Below are 19,504 nucleotides of genomic sequence, written 5' to 3'. Positions count from 1 at the left end.
TCAGGCGCCAGCCTGTTGGCCAAGCTGATTCAGCCAGTGCTGAATGCGCGGCCAGACTTCCGTCGCTGCCTCTTTGCTGACCACCATATCGACATGGCCGTAATCGCGGCTGAAGCCTTCGGTTTTGCCCAGCAGCAGATTGTCTTTCTGCGCACCGCCATACAGGGAGGCAAAGCGCAGACAGGCTTTCGCCGGGTCGGATTTATCCGCCGCCGCGGCAACCGCCAGCAACGGCAGATCAGCCCCCTGTTTCCAGGCTGGCAGCAGCCTGAGTTTTTCACTGCGGATCTGCCAGCGGCCAAACAGGCTGTGACGCGCCAGATATTCATTCACCAGACCCGCTGGCTCATTTTCCGGGCCAATGCCCAGCTTACGGCCATCCAGCTCGGCTTTGCTTTTTACCAACAGGCGCAGCACCAGGCTGGTCAGTGGCAACCACAGATACCAAGGCCGGCGCACCACCTGAGTGCCGAGCAACACCATGGCACGGCTGTTATCCGCATGCAGGCGACCGGCGGCCACGCTGCTGGAAATAATCACACCACCCAGCGAATGACCGATCCAGACCGGCTTCTGCCCGCTCTGTTCCTGCACAAAATCGTTCACCGCCGGAATATCGCTGAGCACATAGCGCTCCAGCGTATTGCGCACATAATCGTGATTACGCGGTGACAGGCCATGACCACGCTGTTCCATCAGCCAGACATCAAAACCCTGCTCCAGCAGATAGCGCGCCAGCCCTTCCCCCTTATCGGACAGCCAGAAGCCGCGATTGGTAAAGCTGCCATGCAGCAGAATCAATGGCTGGCCGCTGTGTCCGCCACGGGAGCGCAGGCCAAGATGCGAAACCGCGATCTGGACGCTGCGGTCCGGATCGCGGTTGTGTTTTACCAGATAGACGTCTTCGGTGAGGTCGCCCAGAACATCCGCTCTGAGCAGGCTCACCGGAAATAATTCACTGCTGCTTTTCATTCAGGAATTTTTGTCCGCCAGGAAGAACCAGGTATCCAGTACCGAGTCCGGGTTCAGCGACACGCTGTCGATACCGTGCTCCATCAGCCACTTGGCGAAGTCCGGATGATCCGATGGCCCCTGACCACAGATACCGATGTATTTACCGGCTTTCTTACAGGCGTTAATGGCATTTTCCAGCAGTGCCAGAATGGCTTCATTACGCTCATCGAACAGGTGCGCAATGATACCGGAGTCACGGTCCAGACCCAGGGTTAACTGAGTAAGGTCGTTGGAGCCGACGGAGAAACCATCAAAAAATTCGAGGAATTGCTCGGCCAGAATGGCATTGGCTGGCAGCTCGCACATCATGATCAGCTTCAGATCGTTCTCGCCGCGCTTCAGGCCATTTTCTTCCAGCAGGTTAACGACCTGCTCGGCTTCGCCCACGGTACGTACAAAGGGCACCATGATCTCGACGTTGGTAAAGCCCATTTCGTTGCGGACTTTTTTCATCGCCCGGCACTCAAGCTCGAAACAGTCGCGGAAGTTTTTCGAGATGTAGCGCGATGCACCCCGGAAGCCCAGCATCGGGTTTTCTTCTTCCGGCTCGTACAGACGACCGCCAATCAGGTTGGCGTATTCGTTGGATTTGAAGTCAGACAGACGCACGATCACGCGCTTAGGCCAGAATGCCGCCGCCAGCGTGGAAATACCTTCCACCAGTTTTTCGACGTAGAAATCCACCGGACCGGCATAACCGGAAATACGGCGTTCAACGGTCGGCTTCACTTCTTCCGGCAGATTGTCGAAGTTCAGCAAGGCTTTCGGATGCACACCGATCATGCGGTTAATAATAAATTCGAGACGCGCCAGACCCACACCAGCATTCGGCAGGCCCTGGAAGTCGAAGGCACGATCCGGGTTGCCGACGTTCATCATGATTTTGAATGGCAGATCCGGCATCTGATCGACGCTGTTGGTGCGGATATCAAAATCCAGAGCACCTTCGTAAACAAAACCGGTGTCACCTTCCGCACAGGAAACGGTAACATCCTGGCCATCCTGCAGCTTGGAGGTGGCATCTTCACAGCCGACCACCGCCGGAATACCCAGTTCGCGCGCAATGATCGCGGCGTGACAGGTACGGCCACCACGGTTGGTTACGATAGCCGCTGAGCGCTTCATTACTGGTTCCCAGTCCGGGTCGGTCATATCGGCAACCAGCACATCACCTTCCTGCACCTGATCCATCTGATCGATGCTTTTAATGACGCGTACTTTACCTTTACCAATGCGGTGACCAATGGAACGGCCTTCAACCAGCACGTTGCCGGTTTCTTTCAGCAGATAACGCTCCATCACGTTTTTGCTGGCGCGGCTCTTCACGGTTTCAGGACGGGCCTGAACGATATAAAGCTTCTGATCATCGCCATCTTTGGCCCATTCGATATCCATCGGACGACCATAGTGCTTTTCAATAATCATCGCCTGACGGGCAAGATTTTCGACTTCAGCGTCGGTTACCGAAAAGACCTGACGCAACTCACGGTCAACACGCTGGGTTTCTACCGACTTACCAACGGCGGCTTCTTTGTTGTACACCATTTTAATGGCTTTAGCGCCGAGGTTACGGCGCAGAATCGCCGGGCGTCCGGCCGTCAGGTTGTTCTTGTGAACGTAGAATTCATCCGGGTTTACTGCACCCTGCACCACGGTTTCGCCCAGGCCATAGGACGAGGTGACAAACACCACCTGATCGAAACCGGATTCAGTATCCAGGGTAAACATCACACCGCTGGAGGCTGTTTCAGAACGCACCATGCGCTGAATGCCGGCCGACAGTGCCACCTTGTGGTGGTCGAAGCCCTGATGATCACGGTAGGCAATTGCGCGGTCATTAAATAAAGAGGCGAACACGTCGCGGATGGCATGCAGGACGTTATCAATGCCAACGATATTCAGGTGGGTTTCCTGCTGACCGGCAAAGGATGCATCGGGTAAATCTTCTGCGGTTGCGGAGGAGCGCACGGCCACGGCCATCTGCTCATTGCTTTCCTGCAGTTTGGCAAACGCGGTACGGACATCCGCTTCCAGCTGTGGTGGCAGCGGCGCGTCCAGAATCCAGTTGCGGATTTTGGCGCCGGTTTCGGTCAGAGCACGGATATCATCGACGTTCAGGTCATCCAGCGCCTGCTGAATGCGGCTGTCCAGACCTTCGTAACTTAAGAATTCGCGGTAGGCGTCGGCGGTGGTGGCGAAGCCGTTGGGCACGGAAACTCCGGCGCTGGTCAGGTTGCTGATCATTTCACCGAGCGAGGCGTTTTTACCACCTACCCGCTCGACATCGCCCATGGATACCTGATCAAACCAGAGTACGTAATCTGTCAACGTCTTTCTCCTGTAATGTCCAACGCCTGTGTTCTGTCTCGCCACACAGGACATAATCACCTAAAATCGCCTGCTGCGGCGAACGGCTGCGTAATACTAAGGGCAGAGGGAACAAATTTCCACATGAAGCGAACCGCCTATTTTATCTCCGACGGCACCGGCATTACCGCCGAAACGCTGGGCAACAGCCTGTTGGCTCAGTTTGAAGCCATTGAATTTGAACGCATCACCCTGCCGTATATCGATTCGATCGAGAAGGCCGAGAAAGCCGTAGCCAAGATTAACCTGGCCGCAGAAAGCAGCGGCGCTCCGGCCATTGTGTTCGACACCATTGTCGATAAAAAAATACGCACTATTATCGACTCAGCCAACGCTCTGAAGATCGATATTTTTGCCGCCTTCCTCGCGCCACTGGAAGCCGAACTGCAGGTTGAATCCTCCTATAGTGTGGGTAAATCCCACTCACCCACAACCAGTACCAGCTATCTGGCACGCATCGATGCGGTAAACTTCGCGCTGGACAACGATGACGGCGCCCGCACCCGTCAATATGCCGAAGCCGACATTATTCTGGTGGGTGTATCGCGCTCCGGAAAAACGCCAACCTGTCTGTATCTGGCGATGCAGTTTGGTATCAAAGCAGCCAACTACCCGCTGACCGAAGAAGATATGGCCGATCTGAAATTGCCCAACAGCCTGGAGCAGCATCGTCATAAGCTGTTTGGCCTGACCATCGACCCGGACCGGCTGGCCGCGATCCGCAATGAACGCCGCGCCAACAGCCGTTACGCATCACTTAAGCAGTGTTATCACGAAATTGATGAAGTTGAGATGCTGTATCAGCGCGAGCAGATTCCGTTCCTGAGCACCACCGACCGCTCAATTGAGGAAATCTCCACCCGCATCATGGCTGAGACCGGCCTGCAGCGTCGCCTGCAGAGCTGAAGAAGACTGGCGTCGTCAGCCCTGCTGGCGACGCTCATTCATCACTTTGGCAATGGTGCGCGGCTTGGTAAACACCAGACTGTGATCCGCATTCGCTACAACATGGCATTGCCAGTCGGCACTTTGCTCCGCCAGTAAACGATGACGCCCCTGCATGGTCGCATGACTCAAGCCACCGACAAAACTGATGCCCGCCCAGGGTGCGATCCAGCCTGCGTAAGTTGCACATTCATCCATTAGCATCTGACTGACCGCCCGCAACGCCTGAGCAAAGCCCTGAGCATTCTCCTGTAAACGGGCAATCGTCAGCCGGTCAACTTTGTCATTTCGCGTACGCTGCGGGGAGACTGAATCGAGAAAAGTAAAATAGGCTTCGGTATCCTGCGGATTGTGCTCAACCCGGTCGGCAACGGTCAGATAATCATCCGCTTTCTGCCGGATTTTGCCGCAGTCAGCCGAAAACAGCATCGCCGGCTCAAGCAAAAAACACAGCCCCCGCGAACCATATTGCTGCAGATAACGCACGGCAACCATGCCACCGAAGGAATAGCCGGCGATATCAAACTCCGCCCAGTCGAGTGCTTCACACAACTCGCGAATCTGAAGCACGTAATCACTCAATCTTGGCGCGCTATCGGTGAGAAACCGCGAACGCCCCATACCGGCAAAGTCCGGAATCAAAACCTCATCCCACTCATGGAGATAATTCGCAACATAGGTCCAGGTCACTTCGCCCGGCACACCGGCGCCATGCAGCAACAATAAACGGCGCGGCGCGGAAGCTTCGCGTAACGATGGGTACTGAAGCAGAAGTGCATGCTGCTGACAGCTTGCAGTGCGGCAATTAATCTGATGTTTTTCCATGCACCCATTCTACCTGCAGCGACGCTGAAGACGGCACGGATTCAGGAAAATAAATAATGAATGCGGAAACTTCTGCATCAAGAATACTGATGAGGCTCTCGCGGTATGCCTCTGAACGCCAGGTAGACAAATAACGCTGAGTAATAAGCTGTGGAATAAAATACAACGGCTGCAGTTGTTTATTCAGCGCTATAAGGGCAACCGGAGCAGCTCCCTCCTCTGGCTTATCGGTTCCACGCAGATACAGTTTCAGTGTGCGGCGCGCGACACCATTATCGCCTGCCAGTCGAAAATACCATGCAGGCTTACCGCCCGAACGGGTTTTAAAAGGCACCGACATTTGCGGCTGTGAAAAAACAACCGAATCATATTCGGAAATCATTTCTTTAAACAGATGACTATATTGCGCACAGCATCCGGCATCCCTTATCTCAGTCGCGACACGCAATGGCGGCAATAAAGAATGATCCGCAGCCTGCAACTGAGTAAGCTCCTCAACTTCGATATCAACCTGAGGAATTTCCTGACTTTGCAGGCGCCCCTGCGCATCAATCCAGGTAAAAAAAGGAGGGTTGTCGGCTTTTTCTTTTGCCAGCTTTTCCTGTAGCTCTTCTTCGGTTAAGAAATCGTCTTCCTGAGACTGAACTTCAGATAAAGGCTTTTCTGCATTTTCAGAAGGTGGCTTGGCAGTATTATGAATGCGTCCCTGCTCATCCACCCAGGTGAAATATTCCTGTTCAGCTCTGGCAGTAAATACCAGGGCCGAACAGAGCAGAATCAGAATTTGGTACGGAAGCTGATACCTGCTGCACCGATGGTCAGCTTGGTGTCTACATCCAGACCCGGATAAGGGTTGGTTACGGTACATGTCAGACAGTTACGGTTGATGGCATCACTGGAGTTAGGGTATTCGCCGGTAGCCTCAGCATTCTGAGGGTCAGCGAGAATGGTTTCTTTAGACTGCATGAAACTCAGCGACAAATCTACCACCGTATCCAGATCCCACTGATAGCCCATGCCAACACTGTATAGCTTAGCGAAGCCCAGCGGTGCCTGAATACTGCGCGAATCATCCGGAATTGAGCTTTTACGCGGCTCATAACCCAAACGCAGTTTGATACGTGAGTTCAGGTCGTACTGCATACCAAAGCCAAAACTCCAGACGCTTTTATAGTTCAGCGGTTGACGCAAGGACGTATCCGTTACCAGTGTTGGCGCCAGAGTTTTAGCCGTACTAAGGAAACTTACCTGACGATCAAACTCAAATTCCAGAGCATCCCATTTATCGTAGTCGGTCCAGCCCGCATCCATGTTTAATTGGAAATCATCCAGGAAGCGTAATTTAACACCGGTCTGAAAATGCTGCGGATAAGTCAGCTCAGTGGAAACATGGCCACTTTCTTTTTTGACACCAGTCGGTAGCGAGAAAATAGCTCCGCCAATGGCACCAATAATCGAAGAGCGGAAGGTACGGAAGAATCCGGAAAATTCATCGGTATACTCCAGATCATAAGTACCTTTCAGACGAGATACTGCCTCGCTCTGATAACCCACACCAAAGGCAAACCAATCTGCCGGCTCCCAGAGAAAGCCAAGATTAAAAGATGGTGACAGGCTTTCTTCAGTAATAATCTTCAGTGTGCCCACGTCTTCATAAGGACCCACCTTACCACCACAAAGTGTAATCAATGGTGCCAGAGGATCATTACCGGTTGGCTCACCTGTTGCCTCATCAAAACAACCAAAGGCATTCTGTAGCTGCTCAAGCACACCAATCAAAACACTCGGCGCGCGAATATCCTGCACAACCGCAACCGCCTGATGGGAAAACAGGAAGCTGGCACCGACCGAAAACTCGTCGGTCACTTTATAACCAAAAGAAGGCGATAAATAAGTAAAGCGCTGCAAGGCAACCTGCTTGGCCTGGTAGCGCCCGGGATCATTATCGTCCTTGGCAAAACCTGCCGCCATTGGCGCATACACCGCGTTAGCAAAGGTGAATTTTGAACCCGGTGGCTGAATAGACACGCCACCGGTTGGCAATGTGAGCACCGGCAGAGTCATCGGCATAAGGCCAATACCTGGAATATAGGCTGCCGCTGTTGCCTGACTTTCAGCACGACCATCACTACCCAGAATAGGGTCTTTGCTGATATCCAGAAGCCCCGCCTGATCGGCATCATAATCGTCGGGCAGACTGAAGGTCGCCTCAGACGACAACAGGATGTTCATCAGCTGAATCTGGATCTGCCGGCCTTCAAGCTTGGTCAGACCTGCCGGGTTAAAATGAATATCCATAATCCCGACCGGATCTGCCGTTACAGCATTACCGAGCGACATGGCCTTGGTATCCAGAAACAGGTTCTGAGCCAACTGCGCGCTGGCCACCCCTGGCATCAGAATAATCAATAGGAAAAGAATGCGCATAATGCTTCGCCGAAACCCTGTTATTTTTATCGTTATAGAAGCCATAGGCTATTAGCTACCAGACGAAGGTTTCACACCCTCAATGTCGATCGGTAACGATAATCCAAGGATGATATCGGGAGATAACTCGGTCATACCAAAACCAACGTTAATATTGGCAATGGTTTTTGGCGAAACCCGGACACCCAGCGCAAAGTTCATGATGCCACTCATCTGGCTGCCAGCAATGGAACTCTGGGTTTCACCCGTAGCCGGTGTGTACAGCTGGAAACGGGTGCGATCATTAAAAGAGCCCTGGAACGAGGCGCTTAATGACACATCATACGACAGTGAATAAGCAAACCCCATGGAGAACGACAAACTGTTGCCAGGATGTACTTCTTCCAGAATCGAGCTGCCACGCACTTGATTTAATCCTTTTTCCGGCACGTTATAGCCGTAGCTGCCAGAGCCGAACAGCACCACCGGGTCCAGAACTTTAGAAACACTCATGCCTGCGCTCAGGCTGTAAGTACCTGAGCCAGTGGACAGATTTTTATCCAGATCAATTTCGTATGGGCTGTCACCGGTTTTCAGTTTCAGCGAGCCGAAAACGGTCTGACTGATTTGTCCCGGCACATACTCATATGGCTGCCAGCGCACTGAGCCACTGATATCTCCAAGACTGTAAGCAGTCAGTTCATCCTCGGTTTCAAACTTGGCAACCAGAGGCAAGCGCGCACTCAGCGTGAGGTTGTTAAACAAACCATAATCAAAGGTGAACGCGTTGGTGAAGGTATGACTGGCAACCGGAGATACATCCGCATTACGGATGGTCGATGAACCAGTAGGCAGCCCTTCGGAATCCAGATTAGGCTCAATCACCAGATCAATTCGCTGATCGCCGTAGTAGCTGTAATCAAAGTTATAATTCAGCGCCACACCGCCGCGCTTCAGCAGCGAGTAATTTTTTTCAGCAGCTTCAAATACTTCTTCAAGCGCCTTTTCTGTGTCGGCGTCATTATCCTGTTTGGTCAGCGCTTCACGGGCTTTTGACAGATCCTGAGCCTGGTCTGCGTTAACATTAGCCCCCCATGCAAGCAGCAGCGGCAGCGAGATCAGCGTGGTTCGAATAAACATGAATTTTCCTTAAATCCCGTATCGTTATTATTTTCTTCTGAAGCGCAGTTCTTTAACCAGACGCTCATTAGGATCATCGGTGACTCTGACATTGAACTCATCCGAACTCACACCGTCAGTAGCATTTTCCGTTTTGATTTTATAAAGCACATTACCGTCTTCATCACGCATGGCCACATCCGGATCATTTTCATTGACCTTAGGAAGCAGCTTAGGAACAAACGACGATTTAGCATTATTGCTCAAAGAGGCAATTTTATTACTGATGGCATCTTCATACTTCATCGCCATCAGCGGGAATTCTTTATAGGCATTTTCCGCAATAATAAAGTCGGACACATAGCGCATATCTTCTTCACGCAACTCCAGGCCACTGGCTGGTTTATGACCGTTAGGGAAAACAATAAACAGGACATTATTATCCCAAACCTCAAGAAAGCGGCTCAGGGTGAAGCTGATATTCCCCAGGGCCGGATCGGCCAGATAAACACGGTTTTCATAGACTGCACGAATAACCACAAAATGCTTAAAACCCGCATATTCAATCGGAGCGATCGCCGGGTGGTCCAGCTCCAGCAAATCCTTTGCTTCTGCTTTAAATCCACCGGACGGATGTCCCAGTGCAGTAACCAGACGTTTCATATCCAGCAGAGAAAAACCACGACGCTGTACGATACGTTCTGTCTCACCAAAACGCAGCAAACCTTCCATCACCTGACGTTCCTGAAAGTTACGACCCAGATAAAAGTCGAGCAAGGTGGTCAGTGCAGCGGAGCCACAGGAATAATCGTACGCCTGGCGCACAACGTTATTGAATTTTTTAACAGAGAGAGGCTCAACATTAACCAACTGGTCATACTGATAGGGTTCGTTCACCGCCACGCGAACAAAGGCATCACCCTGCTGACGGTCGTTCACTATGGCCAGTTCGTGGACCATGGCAAACCCAATAATGGAACCTAGAAGAATGATAAACACAGATGATGGCCCGAGGCCCCTCCGACTTATTACTTTTTATTGTTATGGTGAGTCGAAGCTCATGTTACATAAAATCACACAAACGACCAACACAAAAAGTGTCAATTCAGCTTCTTTTTTACCGATTTTCGTAAAATAAATTCCCTGACTGGACAATAAAAAAACCCGCCGAAGCGGGTTTCTTTTTTACGTCAAACCAAGCAAAACTTAGTTGTGACCGTAGATACGCTGAGTCATGCCAGCCAGATTGATATCGGAAACTTTAAGAGAACCGATAGAGGCCTGACCCATAGAGATTGAGTTAACTTCCAGAGTACCAGCAATCTGGCCAATCTGAATGTACACACCACCACCCTGAGCAACAGAGCCACCTTCAGCCCAAATTACCTGCTCAATGGTTGCAGCACCTTTAGTGGTACCGCCTGCGCCATCATCAACCATGGCATAAAACTGCACACCGCCAACCTGAACAGCAGAACCGGTAGCCAAAGAGTCAGCTGTGGTTTGCTCGGCACCGTCAATAATACCGTTACCGTTACCGCCATAAGCAGCAGAATCAGCTTTGGTTGCCGCCTGCGCTGCAGTGTAACCAAACAGACCAGCATTCATATCAGTAATCTGGAGGGAGCTTTTTGACAGAATGGCAACTGAACCATCCCCTGCACGCGAATCCAGATCAGCAACAGTCCAGGCAGCATTGCCACCAAAACTGGTAGTGTAAGCATTACCAGCAGCTGCCAGGTTCAGAATCGCAGTTTCTGACGCGCCAACGTTAACAGTCATATCCAGATTGTTAACCAGCTCAGTGGTTTCACCAGTATCACTACGCAGAGCCACAGCACTGAATTCACCAGTAGTGTCTGCAGCATTGTTACCCAAACCGATCTGAATACCATTTGAACCGGTCATGCCGATCAGCAGGTTACCGTCACCATCCACGTCAATTGTCTGAGTGATATTGGCTACGTTATTTACAGTCAGGTTTTGCAGAGATACAGAACCTTCATCGATGTATTCGATTTCACCAACGGAGATACCTGAACCACCGATTTCAATTTCGATAGTCACACCAGCCTGACCAGTGGTCGCAGACATGGTAGCGTCATCCAGAGCAACCATTTCAGCATTAACTGCGAATGGGGCTGCTGCGATAGCCGCGGCGAGAGAAGCTTTCTTAAGGAATTTCATGTGCACACTCCTGATTATTTTTCTTAGGTTTGCGGGCATTTTCCGTGCCCTATCACCGACATCACCACCAGGCCTGCAGCCTGAGCGGAATCTCTGTGAATTTTTTAAGTGTTGGTTTCTGATTACAGATTTCTTTATTCTTATTTTCTGTCGGGACAATTCAATATTGCCTCAAGAATTGACGAACAATCTATTATGAGGGTCTGGTGTTGTCCACCACTTTTTTTACAATTAATTACACGCATATGGCCGGCCAACACACGAAATATTGGAACCCCCTACCCAGAACAATGAAAAACCCTTTACTTTCAAAGAGTTACCAGAAACAAACCCCTGTAAAAACTGGCCCGGAATGACACATAAAAACCTCCCCTTTTCAGCCCTGGACGTCCTTTTTTCAGGCCATTTATTGGATAATCCAATACTCATGTATTCCGGTGATTTGCAGTCCTGTCACGCTGCAAGTCTGTCGCAATATGACCATAACGACCTTAAGATTTACGGAACCGCTGTCCTCGCTTGCTTGCCAGATCAGATCCTGTCGGCAACTACCGTGGTGGAGCTTGATCGGCTGCGGCGCAACCTGCGAAGCTGTTTACCCCCAAATAACGGAAAATCTGACAGCAGCGCCATTCATGCCGCCTTCCACAGCGGCTGGGCCGGCTATATCAGCTATGACGCAGGCAAAGCCCTGCAGCAACTGCCTACCACCCAACAAGCAGGCCCTCTGGCGGAGTTTTTCCACTATCCACTGAGTATCTTTCTGAACTTTGCCGACAACAGCTGCACCCTGCAAAACCCGGGTAATTTGCCTGACAAGCAGGTTACTGAGCTGATTGATCATATCCGGAGTGCTGTTACCCGCCATAAAGAGGGCACAGAAAACCCGCCGCTGAAGCAGAGCTGGCGTCCGGCCTGGAGTGAGGAACAATATCGGCAGGCGTTCAGCGCTACCCGTAACTATCTGGCAGCCGGTGATTGCTATCAGGTTAATCTGGCCATGCCTTTTCATTGTCAGGCGGATCTTACCGGCCACAACCCGGCATCACTGCTGCAAACCTTCAACGCACCCTTTTCGGCATATCTGAAGACAGCAGCACAAACGTTATTCAGCGTCAGCCCTGAACGCTTTATCCGCATAGATGGCGATCGTATAGAAACCAAGCCAATCAAAGGCACCATTGCCAGAGGCGAAACAGCGGAAGTTGATGAATACAATCGTCAATGGCTGGCCGGTAGTCCCAAGAACCGTGCCGAAAATCTGATGATTGTGGATTTGCTGCGTAACGACCTGAGTCGCAGTGCGGAGCCTTTTTCGGTAAAGGTAACCAAACTGTTTGATATTGAAAGCCACGCCAATGTGCATCATATGGTCAGTACTATCGTAGCGACCAGACGTCCTGATCAGCATGCAGTGGATGTGATCTTTGACGCCCTGCCCGGCGGTTCAATCACGGGCGCGCCCAAACACCGGGCCATGGAGATTATCGATGAGCTGGAACACGAATCACGTGGAGCTTATTGCGGCGTTCTGGGCTACTTTGATGATGCCGGCCATGCCGACTTCAACATTCTTATCCGCACCATTGCGGCAACCAAAGAGGGTGCCGTCTGCTGGGGTGGTGGCGGTATCGTGATGGATTCCACCTGGGAAGATGAATGGCAGGAGATTCAGAGTAAGGTCGGGCGCATTCTGAACACCCCCATCTGAGTCCTTATCTGCCGCCCTTATCCGTCCCTCCCGACATCAGACACCCTCCGGAAACAACAATGCCGGCAACTGCCGGCATTGTTGTTTTTACTGCTTCTGAGCGTTTTCTGTTCAGAGAGTCAGATCACGGTTACTGGCCTTGATGAATTCCTTCTTCAGGTCTTCATAGGTGTGTACGGCCGGGAATTGCGGGAACTCATCAATCACATTCTGTGGCGCATGGAACAGGATACCTGCATCAGCTTCCGCCAGCATAGTCGTGTCGTTGTATGAGTCACCAGCCGCGATAGTACGGTAGTAAATGGTCTGCAGCGCGCGGATTGACTGGCGCTTAGGATCGGCTTGACGCAGTTTGTAATCAACCACACGGCCTGTTTCGTCGGTGATCAGGCGATGACAGAACAGGGTCGGAAAACCCAGCTGGCGCATCAGCGGCTGAGAGAATTCATAGAAGGTATCCGACAGGATGATCACCTGAAAGCGCTCACGCAGCCAGTTAACAAACTCCACCGCACCTTCAAGCGGCTTCAGGGTAGCAATCACCTCCTGAATATCCTGAATCTTCAGGTTATGCTCATCCAGAATGCGCAGGCGCTGTTTCATCAGCACGTCGTAGTCGGGGATATCGCGCGTCGTTGCCTTCAGCTCTTCGATACCGGTTTTTTGGGCAAACTCAATCCAGATTTCCGGAACCAGAACACCCTCAAGGTCAAGACACGCAATTTCCATGAATACTCCACAATTAGACAGAAGACTGTTATTCGGCGCGTACTCTAGCCATATGCACCCCGATTGACAACATCCCTGCAGATACACACCATAATAGCGGCATAATAATATTCTTTTTTATTATTATTTGAGCTAAAAATGCCATGCTAATCTCCACCACAAAGAATGCACGGCGTCTGCCCTGGTGCCATCAGCGCAAGCCAACAGAAAACGCCGGCCCACAGCAACCGATTAGGCCAGAACCATGACCCAGGATTTTACCGCTCTCAATGAGCAATTTGCCGATAAGCGCCCGAAAGATCTGATCCGCCACGCCATCGAAAATCACGATGCGATCGCAGTATCCTTCAGTGGTGCCGAAGACGTTGTACTGATCGATATGGCCGTAAAAATTAAGCCTGATGTCGAAATTTTCACTCTGGATACCGGCCGCCTGCACCCTGAAACCTACGAATTTATCGAAGCGGTGCGCAAACACTACAACATCAGCATCGATGTGCGTACGCCAGAGCAGGCTGCACTGCAGAACTTCGTGCGTGAAAAGGGTCTGTTCAGCTTCTATCAAGATGGTCATCAGGAATGCTGTGGCGTACGCAAGATCGCCCCCCTGAAAGCCAAACTGGCAACCCTTGACGCCTGGATCACCGGCCAGCGCCGTGATCAGAGTCCCGGCACCCGCAGCGATGTACAGCTGGTCGAAGCCGACGGTGCGTTTCAGGGGCGCAACGGTGAGCTAACCAAGTACAACCCTTTGGCTCTGTGGAGCTCAGCCCAGGTGTGGGAATACATCAAAGTATTCGACGTGCCTTACAACAAGCTGCACGCACAGGGTTTTGTCAGCATCGGCTGCCAGCCTTGCACCCGCCCAACCCTGCCCAACCAGCACGAACGTGAAGGCCGCTGGTGGTGGGAAGGTGCCGGCCATAAAGAATGTGGCCTACACGCCGGCAATATCATCAGCAAAGGCTGATACTGAAAAGCAACAAACAGTAAGAAACAAGCAGGAAACAATAAAAAAGCCGCTCACTGAGCGGCTTTTTTATTATCACAGTGGCAGAGCCATCAGTGCTCCGGCAGCTTAACTCCGGCAAACAGCTCTTCAATCTCCTGCTTGTTATGACATTGCGCAGCCCGCTCAACCAGATCGCGGGTAAGATGTGGCGCAAAGGCGGCAATAAAATCGAACATATAACCACGCAGGAAGGTGCCTTTGCGGAAGCCGATTTTGGTCACACTCGACGCAAATAAGTGGCTGGCATCCAGCGCCACCAGATCATCATCCAGTTCTTTATCGAGTGCCATACTGGCGACAATACCCACCCCGACACCCAGGCGCACATAGGTCTTGATAACGTCAGAATCAGCCGCAGTAAAGGCAATGCGTGGCGTCAACCCCTTGCTTTTAAAGGCATCATCCAGCTTGGACCGTCCGGTAAAGCCGAAGACATAGGTTACCAGCGGGTAAGCCGCCACCTGCTCCAGTGTCGGTCTTGGATGCTGCGCCAGCGGATGCGTGCGCGGCACCAGAATACTGCGGTTCCAGCGGTAGCACGGCATCATGATCAGATCGCCGAAAAGCTCCATCGCTTCGGTAGCAATAGCAAAGTCGGTCGTTCCGTTGGCGGCCATTTCAGCAATCTGCATCGGGGTTCCCTGATGCATATGCAGGGAGACATCCGGATACTGCTGCATAAATTTCTCAATGACGCCAGGCAGAGCATAACGTGCCTGAGTATGCGTCGTCGCAATGGACAGACTGCCTTTGGCTTCATCACTGAACTCCTGCGCAACCTGTTTAATGCTTTCAACTTTGCGCAAAATTTCGCCAGCCACCTGCAGAATGGCCTCACCTGCTGGCGTAATTCGGGTAAGGTGTTTACCACTGCGGGCAAAGATCTCAACTCCAAGCTCATCCTCGAGCAGGCGTATCTGCTTACTGATACCCGGCTGCGAGGTATACAACACCTGGGCTGTTGCCGACACGTTCAAATCGTGGTGAGCCACCTCCCAGATGTATCGCAATTGCTGCAATTTCATAATTCCTCCCTGCCAAACCTCAGTATTTGTTATAAAAATATAAACAAATATTCTTTTCCAGAATAGATGCCACCCTCTACATTAGCATCAATCGCCTCTCTTAGAGCCTCCTGTACTACTTTAGACCATTTTTCATGGATATTTTGTTATATATAGCAGCTGGCGCAGGCGTTGGCTTAATTGTTGGCATGACAGGCATCGGCGGCGGCGCCCTGATGACACCTCTCCTGCTGTTGTTTGGCTTTCCTCCCCAGATTGCTGTTGGTACCGACCTGATGTACGCCGGCATCACTAAAGCCGGTGGCGCCTGGAGCCATCACAAGCAAAGCCATGTCCGCTGGTCTCTGGTAAAACTGCTGGCGTTGGGCAGCATCCCCAGCGCCTTACTGACCGGCCTGCTGCTTGAATACCTGTTCCGGCACCCTGACAACTATGCTCATCTTCTGCGTAATGCGCTTGGTATCATGCTGCTGCTAACTGCAGTCGTGATTCTGCTGCGCAAGCAGATTCAGCAGTGGGCCAGCAACAGAAACTCGCGTAACTGGAGCCAGTGGCGTCCCCAGGCCACTTTCGTTATGGGAGTTTTTCTGGGCGTTTTCGTTACCCTGTCTTCTGTTGGTGCGGGCGCCATTGGCACTGCCATCCTGATGTTACTGTACCCGACCCTGCGCTCAACGCATGTTGTCGGCACTGATATTGCCCACGCTGTGCCACTGACGCTGTGCGCAGGCTTTATCCATATGTACCTGGGCAATGTCGATTTTGCTCTGCTTGGCGCTCTGCTGATCGGCTCACTGCCGGCCATCCATGTTGGCAGCCACCTGAGCCGTAAAATGCCTGACGAACTGCTGAAACCGGTTCTGGCCGGCCTGCTGCTTATGCTGGGTGCCAAGTACGCTTTTTTCTGAAAAACAGCCTGCTGACGCAGATCATCTGCTATTTCCACCTGACATTTCCTTATCCGGACAATGGCCGTGCAAATTGCGTCTAGGCTTACAGAAAAATACGGAGGGCTGTTTGTGAGCACATCAGAAAAATTATCCTTGGAAAAAGTCGCAGAAATTCTTGAACTGAAACCGGTCACGGTAAAGCGTTATGCCCGTGAAGGACTGCTGGATGGCGAAGAGTCTCAGGGCACCTGGGTGTTTGAGGCCGATAAAGTGATGAAGTTTAAGGAACTGCAAAGCAAGCTGCGCTGATCTGCGCGGCTTCTCAGTCAAACAAGTCAGCGGTTTCCGCGCCAGGGCAGTCTTTCATTTCCGACTCCCCTGGCCAGTCGGCCATCATCCCCTGCCACAAGCCGACCAGATCACGGGCAAATTCCGGACAATTATGATTCCCGGCCGTATGCACAAAGAAATACGGCGACCGGCCCTCTGCCAGCCATTGCTGAATTTTTGCCTGCCACTGCTGTAGATAAACCAGATTCTGCTGCCAGCTGGTATGTCCAATAAACCGTACAATGGGATGCCTGCCGGTAGCGATCGGATGTACCGGCAGGCGCGGTTTTTTACTCTGCGCGTGCAGAACGATTTCAGTCATTGAACCATCGCGAAACAAACCACGGCTGTCAAAAATTACCCGATCAGCCTTCATGCTGCTGAGTTCACGCAACAGTGTTACCTCACACTGATCTTTTTGGAAAAAACCGGAATGCCGGCATTCCACAGCCACAGGCAACCCTGCAAGCTGCTGCAGCATCTGCACGGCTGAGAATAACTCTGCACTCCGCTGCGGTGCAAAACTGGCCGGTAATTGCAGCAGCAATACACCAATACGTTCCTGCAATGGCGTAATAAAGTCTTTCAGCAGGGCTCCGTCTTTCTGTAACTGCCGGGGGATATTGGCGGAATGACTGATGCTTTTCGGCACTTTAAAACAAAAGCGAAAATGATCGGGCACCTGAGCAGCCCACTGTGTTGCACGCTCAGGGGATGGCAGTCCATAAAAGGTGGTATTTCCCTCCACCGAACTGAACACCCGGGAATATTGTGCGAGCGCAGCGGAGTGACTGCAATTGCCGGTCAGTAAGTTCCCTTTCCAGCCCGGCATAAACCACATGGGCAGGCCAAGATACAATTGCGCAGAATTGCGTGCATCTGTCAGCGGGAATGGATGTGCAAGCGGGTTATCATTTGTCATAATCGGACATCATTGTAACAGAATTACATTCGCCCACATTCGCCCACAATCAGGAAGCAGAATGACTGACAATCGCGTAGAAGATCTCAATATTGAGTCGATTGTTCCGCTGATCACGCCGGAACAACTGAAAACCGACATGCCCAGCAGCGAAGCCGCTGTTGCCAGCGTACAACAAGGCCGTCAGGTCGTACGCGACATTCTGGACCGCAAAGACCACCGTATTTTTATCGTCGTTGGCCCCTGCTCCATTCATGACGTAGAAGCCGCCAAAGAATACGCAGCACGTCTGCGCGATCTGGCCGAAGAAGTCAGCGACACCCTGTATCTGGTTATGCGCGTGTACTTTGAAAAGCCACGCACCACCGTCGGCTGGAAAGGTCTGATCAACGACCCGTACATGAACGATACGTTCAAAATCCAGGACGGTCTGCACATTGCCCGCCGCCTGCTGATTGATCTGGCCGAATTCGGTCTGCCACTGTCTACCGAAGCTCTGGACCCGATATCTCCGCAATACCTGCAGGATCTGATCACCTGGTCGGCCATTGGCGCACGTACCACCGAATCCCAGACGCACCGCGAAATGGCTTCTGGCCTGTCGTCCGCCGTAGGCTTTAAAAACGGCACAGATGGCAGCCTGACCGTAGCCACCAACGCCCTGATGTCGGTTGCTAACCCGCACCGCTTCCTCGGTATTGATCAGGGCGGCAAAGTGTCCATCGTCTCGACCAAAGGCAACCCATACGGTCACGTGGTTTTACGTGGCGGCGGCGGCAAGCCGAACTACGATTCTGTGAATATCTCTCTGGCGGAGCAGGCGCTGGCCAAATCCGATCTGGCACAGAACATCATGGTTGACTGCAGCCATGAAAACTCCAATAAAAACCCGGCGTTACAACCTCTGGTCATGGATAACGTCACCAACCAGATTCTGGAAGGTAACAAGTCCATTATTGGCTTAATGGTTGAATCCAACCTGAAGCACGGCCGTCAGAATATTCCGGCGAACCTCGATGATCTGGAATACGGCTTGTCGGTTACCGATGGCTGCATCAGCTGGGAAGAAACAGAAGATGCTATCCGCAGCATGCGCAACAAGCTGAAGGATATACTGCCTAAGCGTAACGCCTGATCAATATCAGGCGAACATAAAAAAACCCGCAACTGCGGGTTTTTTTATGTCTGAATGACAGCGGGTTGAATTACTCCTCCCAATCGTCATCCCAGCTCTCATCATCAAAGTCGTCGAAGTCATCTTCAAACTCATCCACCACCACACCGTCGTTAATCAGGTACTCACGACGCTGCAGATAAAAGCTGCGGATAAAGGTATAGCGATCGCCGGATATCAACCCTTCCGAAGCCAGAAGGTCAGCACGCAGATCGACACCACGAACCGTGTACAGCCCCAGCTCCTGAGCGTAATTATTGGCAACACCGGTATAGCCAAGGTCGCTTTCATAATCGAGCAGCAATCCCGCTCCATCCCGAACCGTACTTGGCCCAAGAAACGGCAGCATCAGATAAGGACCACTGCCAACACCCCAGTAGCCCAGAGTCTGACCAAAATCTTCGTTGTGCTTAGGCAGCCCTATGTGTGTTGCAACATCAAATATACCGAAAAACCCCACCGTGCTGTTGATCAGAAAGCGTGCGGTATCCGATAAAGCCTGCCCCATTTTCAACTGACCAATATCATTAGCAATAACCAGAACTTCTCCCAGATTCGAGAAAAAATGCGTTACCGACTGATCGACAGGCTCAGGGGTGATGTACTGATAGCCTTCGGCCAGCGGTCTGGCGACATATTTATCGAGGTTTTCGTTAAATGCGAACATGGAACGGTTAAACCCCTCCCACGGATCGGGATCATTATCGTCCGCAGCCCAGCTGATTGAAGACGCCAGGAAAAAAAGGAATAGCCATGCTGAGCGCATTCTGAATTCTCTGCTGTGAATTTTGCATAATTAAAACAGCTCAGATCCGATAAAAACAGAGCTGCCCTCACCTCTCGGGTAT

Annotated in this window: 18 protein-coding genes; 6 read left to right on the top strand and 12 right to left on the bottom strand. The window is 51.7% G+C overall.

The window, feature by feature from the left end; all coding sequences use genetic code 11:
• On the bottom strand, positions 1-972 hold the full coding sequence (locus HUF19_RS08470) for an alpha/beta fold hydrolase (RefSeq protein ID WP_260999377.1): 972 nt from the start codon (positions 970-972) through the stop codon (positions 1-3).
• Entirely contained in the window at positions 973-3,342 is a 2,370-nt protein-coding gene (gene ppsA / locus HUF19_RS08465; protein WP_260999376.1) for a phosphoenolpyruvate synthase, read from the bottom strand.
• Between the two features lie 123 nt (positions 3,343-3,465).
• Here ppsA and ppsR point away from each other — a divergent pair, with 123 nt between their 5' ends.
• Entirely contained in the window at positions 3,466-4,287 is an 822-nt protein-coding gene (gene ppsR / locus HUF19_RS08460; RefSeq protein WP_260999375.1) for a posphoenolpyruvate synthetase regulatory kinase/phosphorylase PpsR, read from the top strand.
• Between the two features lie 15 nt (positions 4,288-4,302).
• Here ppsR and HUF19_RS08455 read toward each other — a convergent pair whose 3' ends face one another.
• The 6 genes from HUF19_RS08455 to HUF19_RS08430 all read right to left on the bottom strand — a co-directional run bounded on the left by HUF19_RS08455 (position 4,303) and on the right by HUF19_RS08430 (position 10,863).
• Complete coding sequence (locus HUF19_RS08455; protein WP_260999374.1) at positions 4,303-5,151, bottom strand: alpha/beta hydrolase; 849 nt, start codon at positions 5,149-5,151, stop codon at positions 4,303-4,305.
• Positions 5,132-6,019, bottom strand: a complete 888-nt coding sequence (locus HUF19_RS08450; RefSeq protein ID WP_260999373.1) for a DUF4124 domain-containing protein — start codon at positions 6,017-6,019, stop codon at positions 5,132-5,134. Before HUF19_RS08450 ends, HUF19_RS08455 begins: the two co-directional genes overlap by 20 nt.
• On the bottom strand, positions 5,929-7,578 hold the full coding sequence (locus HUF19_RS08445) for an OmpP1/FadL family transporter (RefSeq protein WP_260999372.1): 1,650 nt from the start codon (positions 7,576-7,578) through the stop codon (positions 5,929-5,931). The genes HUF19_RS08450 and HUF19_RS08445 overlap by 91 nt, the downstream gene beginning before the upstream one ends.
• 51 nt (positions 7,579-7,629) lie before the next feature.
• Positions 7,630-8,697, bottom strand: coding sequence for a transporter (locus HUF19_RS08440; RefSeq protein ID WP_260999371.1), 1,068 nt, complete (start codon positions 8,695-8,697; stop codon positions 7,630-7,632).
• A 27-nt stretch (positions 8,698-8,724) separates the two neighbouring features.
• Positions 8,725-9,636 carry a C39 family peptidase gene (locus tag HUF19_RS08435; protein ID WP_260999370.1) on the bottom strand — a complete coding sequence of 304 codons (912 nt, stop codon included), beginning with the start codon at positions 9,634-9,636 and terminating at the stop codon, positions 8,725-8,727.
• Between the two features lie 246 nt (positions 9,637-9,882).
• Positions 9,883-10,863, bottom strand: a complete 981-nt coding sequence (locus HUF19_RS08430) for a DUF6160 family protein (protein WP_260999369.1) — start codon at positions 10,861-10,863, stop codon at positions 9,883-9,885.
• 523 nt (positions 10,864-11,386) lie between these two features.
• On the opposite strand from HUF19_RS08430, the gene pabB reads away from it, so the two are divergent.
• The gene (gene pabB, locus HUF19_RS08425; protein WP_260999368.1) at positions 11,387-12,574 is read left to right on the top strand and encodes an aminodeoxychorismate synthase component I; all 1,188 of its coding nucleotides are present in this window, start codon (positions 11,387-11,389) and stop codon (positions 12,572-12,574) included.
• Between the two features lie 111 nt (positions 12,575-12,685).
• Here pabB and thrH read toward each other — a convergent pair whose 3' ends face one another.
• Positions 12,686-13,303: a bifunctional phosphoserine phosphatase/homoserine phosphotransferase ThrH gene (thrH, locus tag HUF19_RS08420; protein WP_260999367.1), complete on the bottom strand. Its 618-nt coding sequence runs from the start codon at positions 13,301-13,303 to the stop codon at positions 12,686-12,688.
• A 244-nt stretch (positions 13,304-13,547) separates the two neighbouring features.
• Here thrH and HUF19_RS08415 point away from each other — a divergent pair, with 244 nt between their 5' ends.
• Complete coding sequence (locus tag HUF19_RS08415) at positions 13,548-14,273, top strand: phosphoadenylyl-sulfate reductase (protein WP_260999366.1); 726 nt, start codon at positions 13,548-13,550, stop codon at positions 14,271-14,273.
• A 92-nt stretch (positions 14,274-14,365) separates the two neighbouring features.
• Here the strand turns inward: HUF19_RS08415 and cysB are convergent, their stop codons facing one another.
• Positions 14,366-15,340: an HTH-type transcriptional regulator CysB gene (gene cysB, locus HUF19_RS08410; RefSeq protein ID WP_260999365.1), complete on the bottom strand. Its 975-nt coding sequence runs from the start codon at positions 15,338-15,340 to the stop codon at positions 14,366-14,368.
• 134 nt (positions 15,341-15,474) lie between these two features.
• Here cysB and HUF19_RS08405 point away from each other — a divergent pair, with 134 nt between their 5' ends.
• Positions 15,475-16,248, top strand: coding sequence for a sulfite exporter TauE/SafE family protein (locus tag HUF19_RS08405; RefSeq protein ID WP_260999364.1), 774 nt, complete (start codon positions 15,475-15,477; stop codon positions 16,246-16,248).
• A 111-nt stretch (positions 16,249-16,359) separates the two neighbouring features.
• Positions 16,360-16,539, top strand: coding sequence for a helix-turn-helix domain-containing protein (locus HUF19_RS08400; RefSeq protein ID WP_260999363.1), 180 nt, complete (start codon positions 16,360-16,362; stop codon positions 16,537-16,539).
• A gap of 13 nt (positions 16,540-16,552) precedes the next feature.
• Here HUF19_RS08400 and HUF19_RS08395 read toward each other — a convergent pair whose 3' ends face one another.
• A complete protein-coding gene (locus HUF19_RS08395) occupies positions 16,553-17,482 on the bottom strand; it encodes a DUF72 domain-containing protein (RefSeq protein WP_260999362.1) in 930 nt (309 codons plus the stop codon).
• Between the two features lie 61 nt (positions 17,483-17,543).
• On the opposite strand from HUF19_RS08395, the gene HUF19_RS08390 reads away from it, so the two are divergent.
• On the top strand, positions 17,544-18,617 hold the full coding sequence (locus HUF19_RS08390; RefSeq protein ID WP_260999361.1) for a 3-deoxy-7-phosphoheptulonate synthase: 1,074 nt from the start codon (positions 17,544-17,546) through the stop codon (positions 18,615-18,617).
• A 70-nt stretch (positions 18,618-18,687) separates the two neighbouring features.
• Here the strand turns inward: HUF19_RS08390 and HUF19_RS08385 are convergent, their stop codons facing one another.
• On the bottom strand, positions 18,688-19,323 hold the full coding sequence (locus tag HUF19_RS08385) for an MlaA family lipoprotein (RefSeq protein ID WP_260999360.1): 636 nt from the start codon (positions 19,321-19,323) through the stop codon (positions 18,688-18,690).
• Positions 19,324-19,504 lie beyond the last annotated feature (181 nt).

The sequence above is a fragment of the Thalassolituus hydrocarboniclasticus genome (genome assembly GCF_025345565.1).
GTDB classification, from domain to species: domain Bacteria; phylum Pseudomonadota; class Gammaproteobacteria; order Pseudomonadales; family Oceanobacteraceae; genus Venatoribacter; species Venatoribacter hydrocarboniclasticus.
This window is presented reverse-complemented; position numbering and strand designations above follow the sequence as displayed.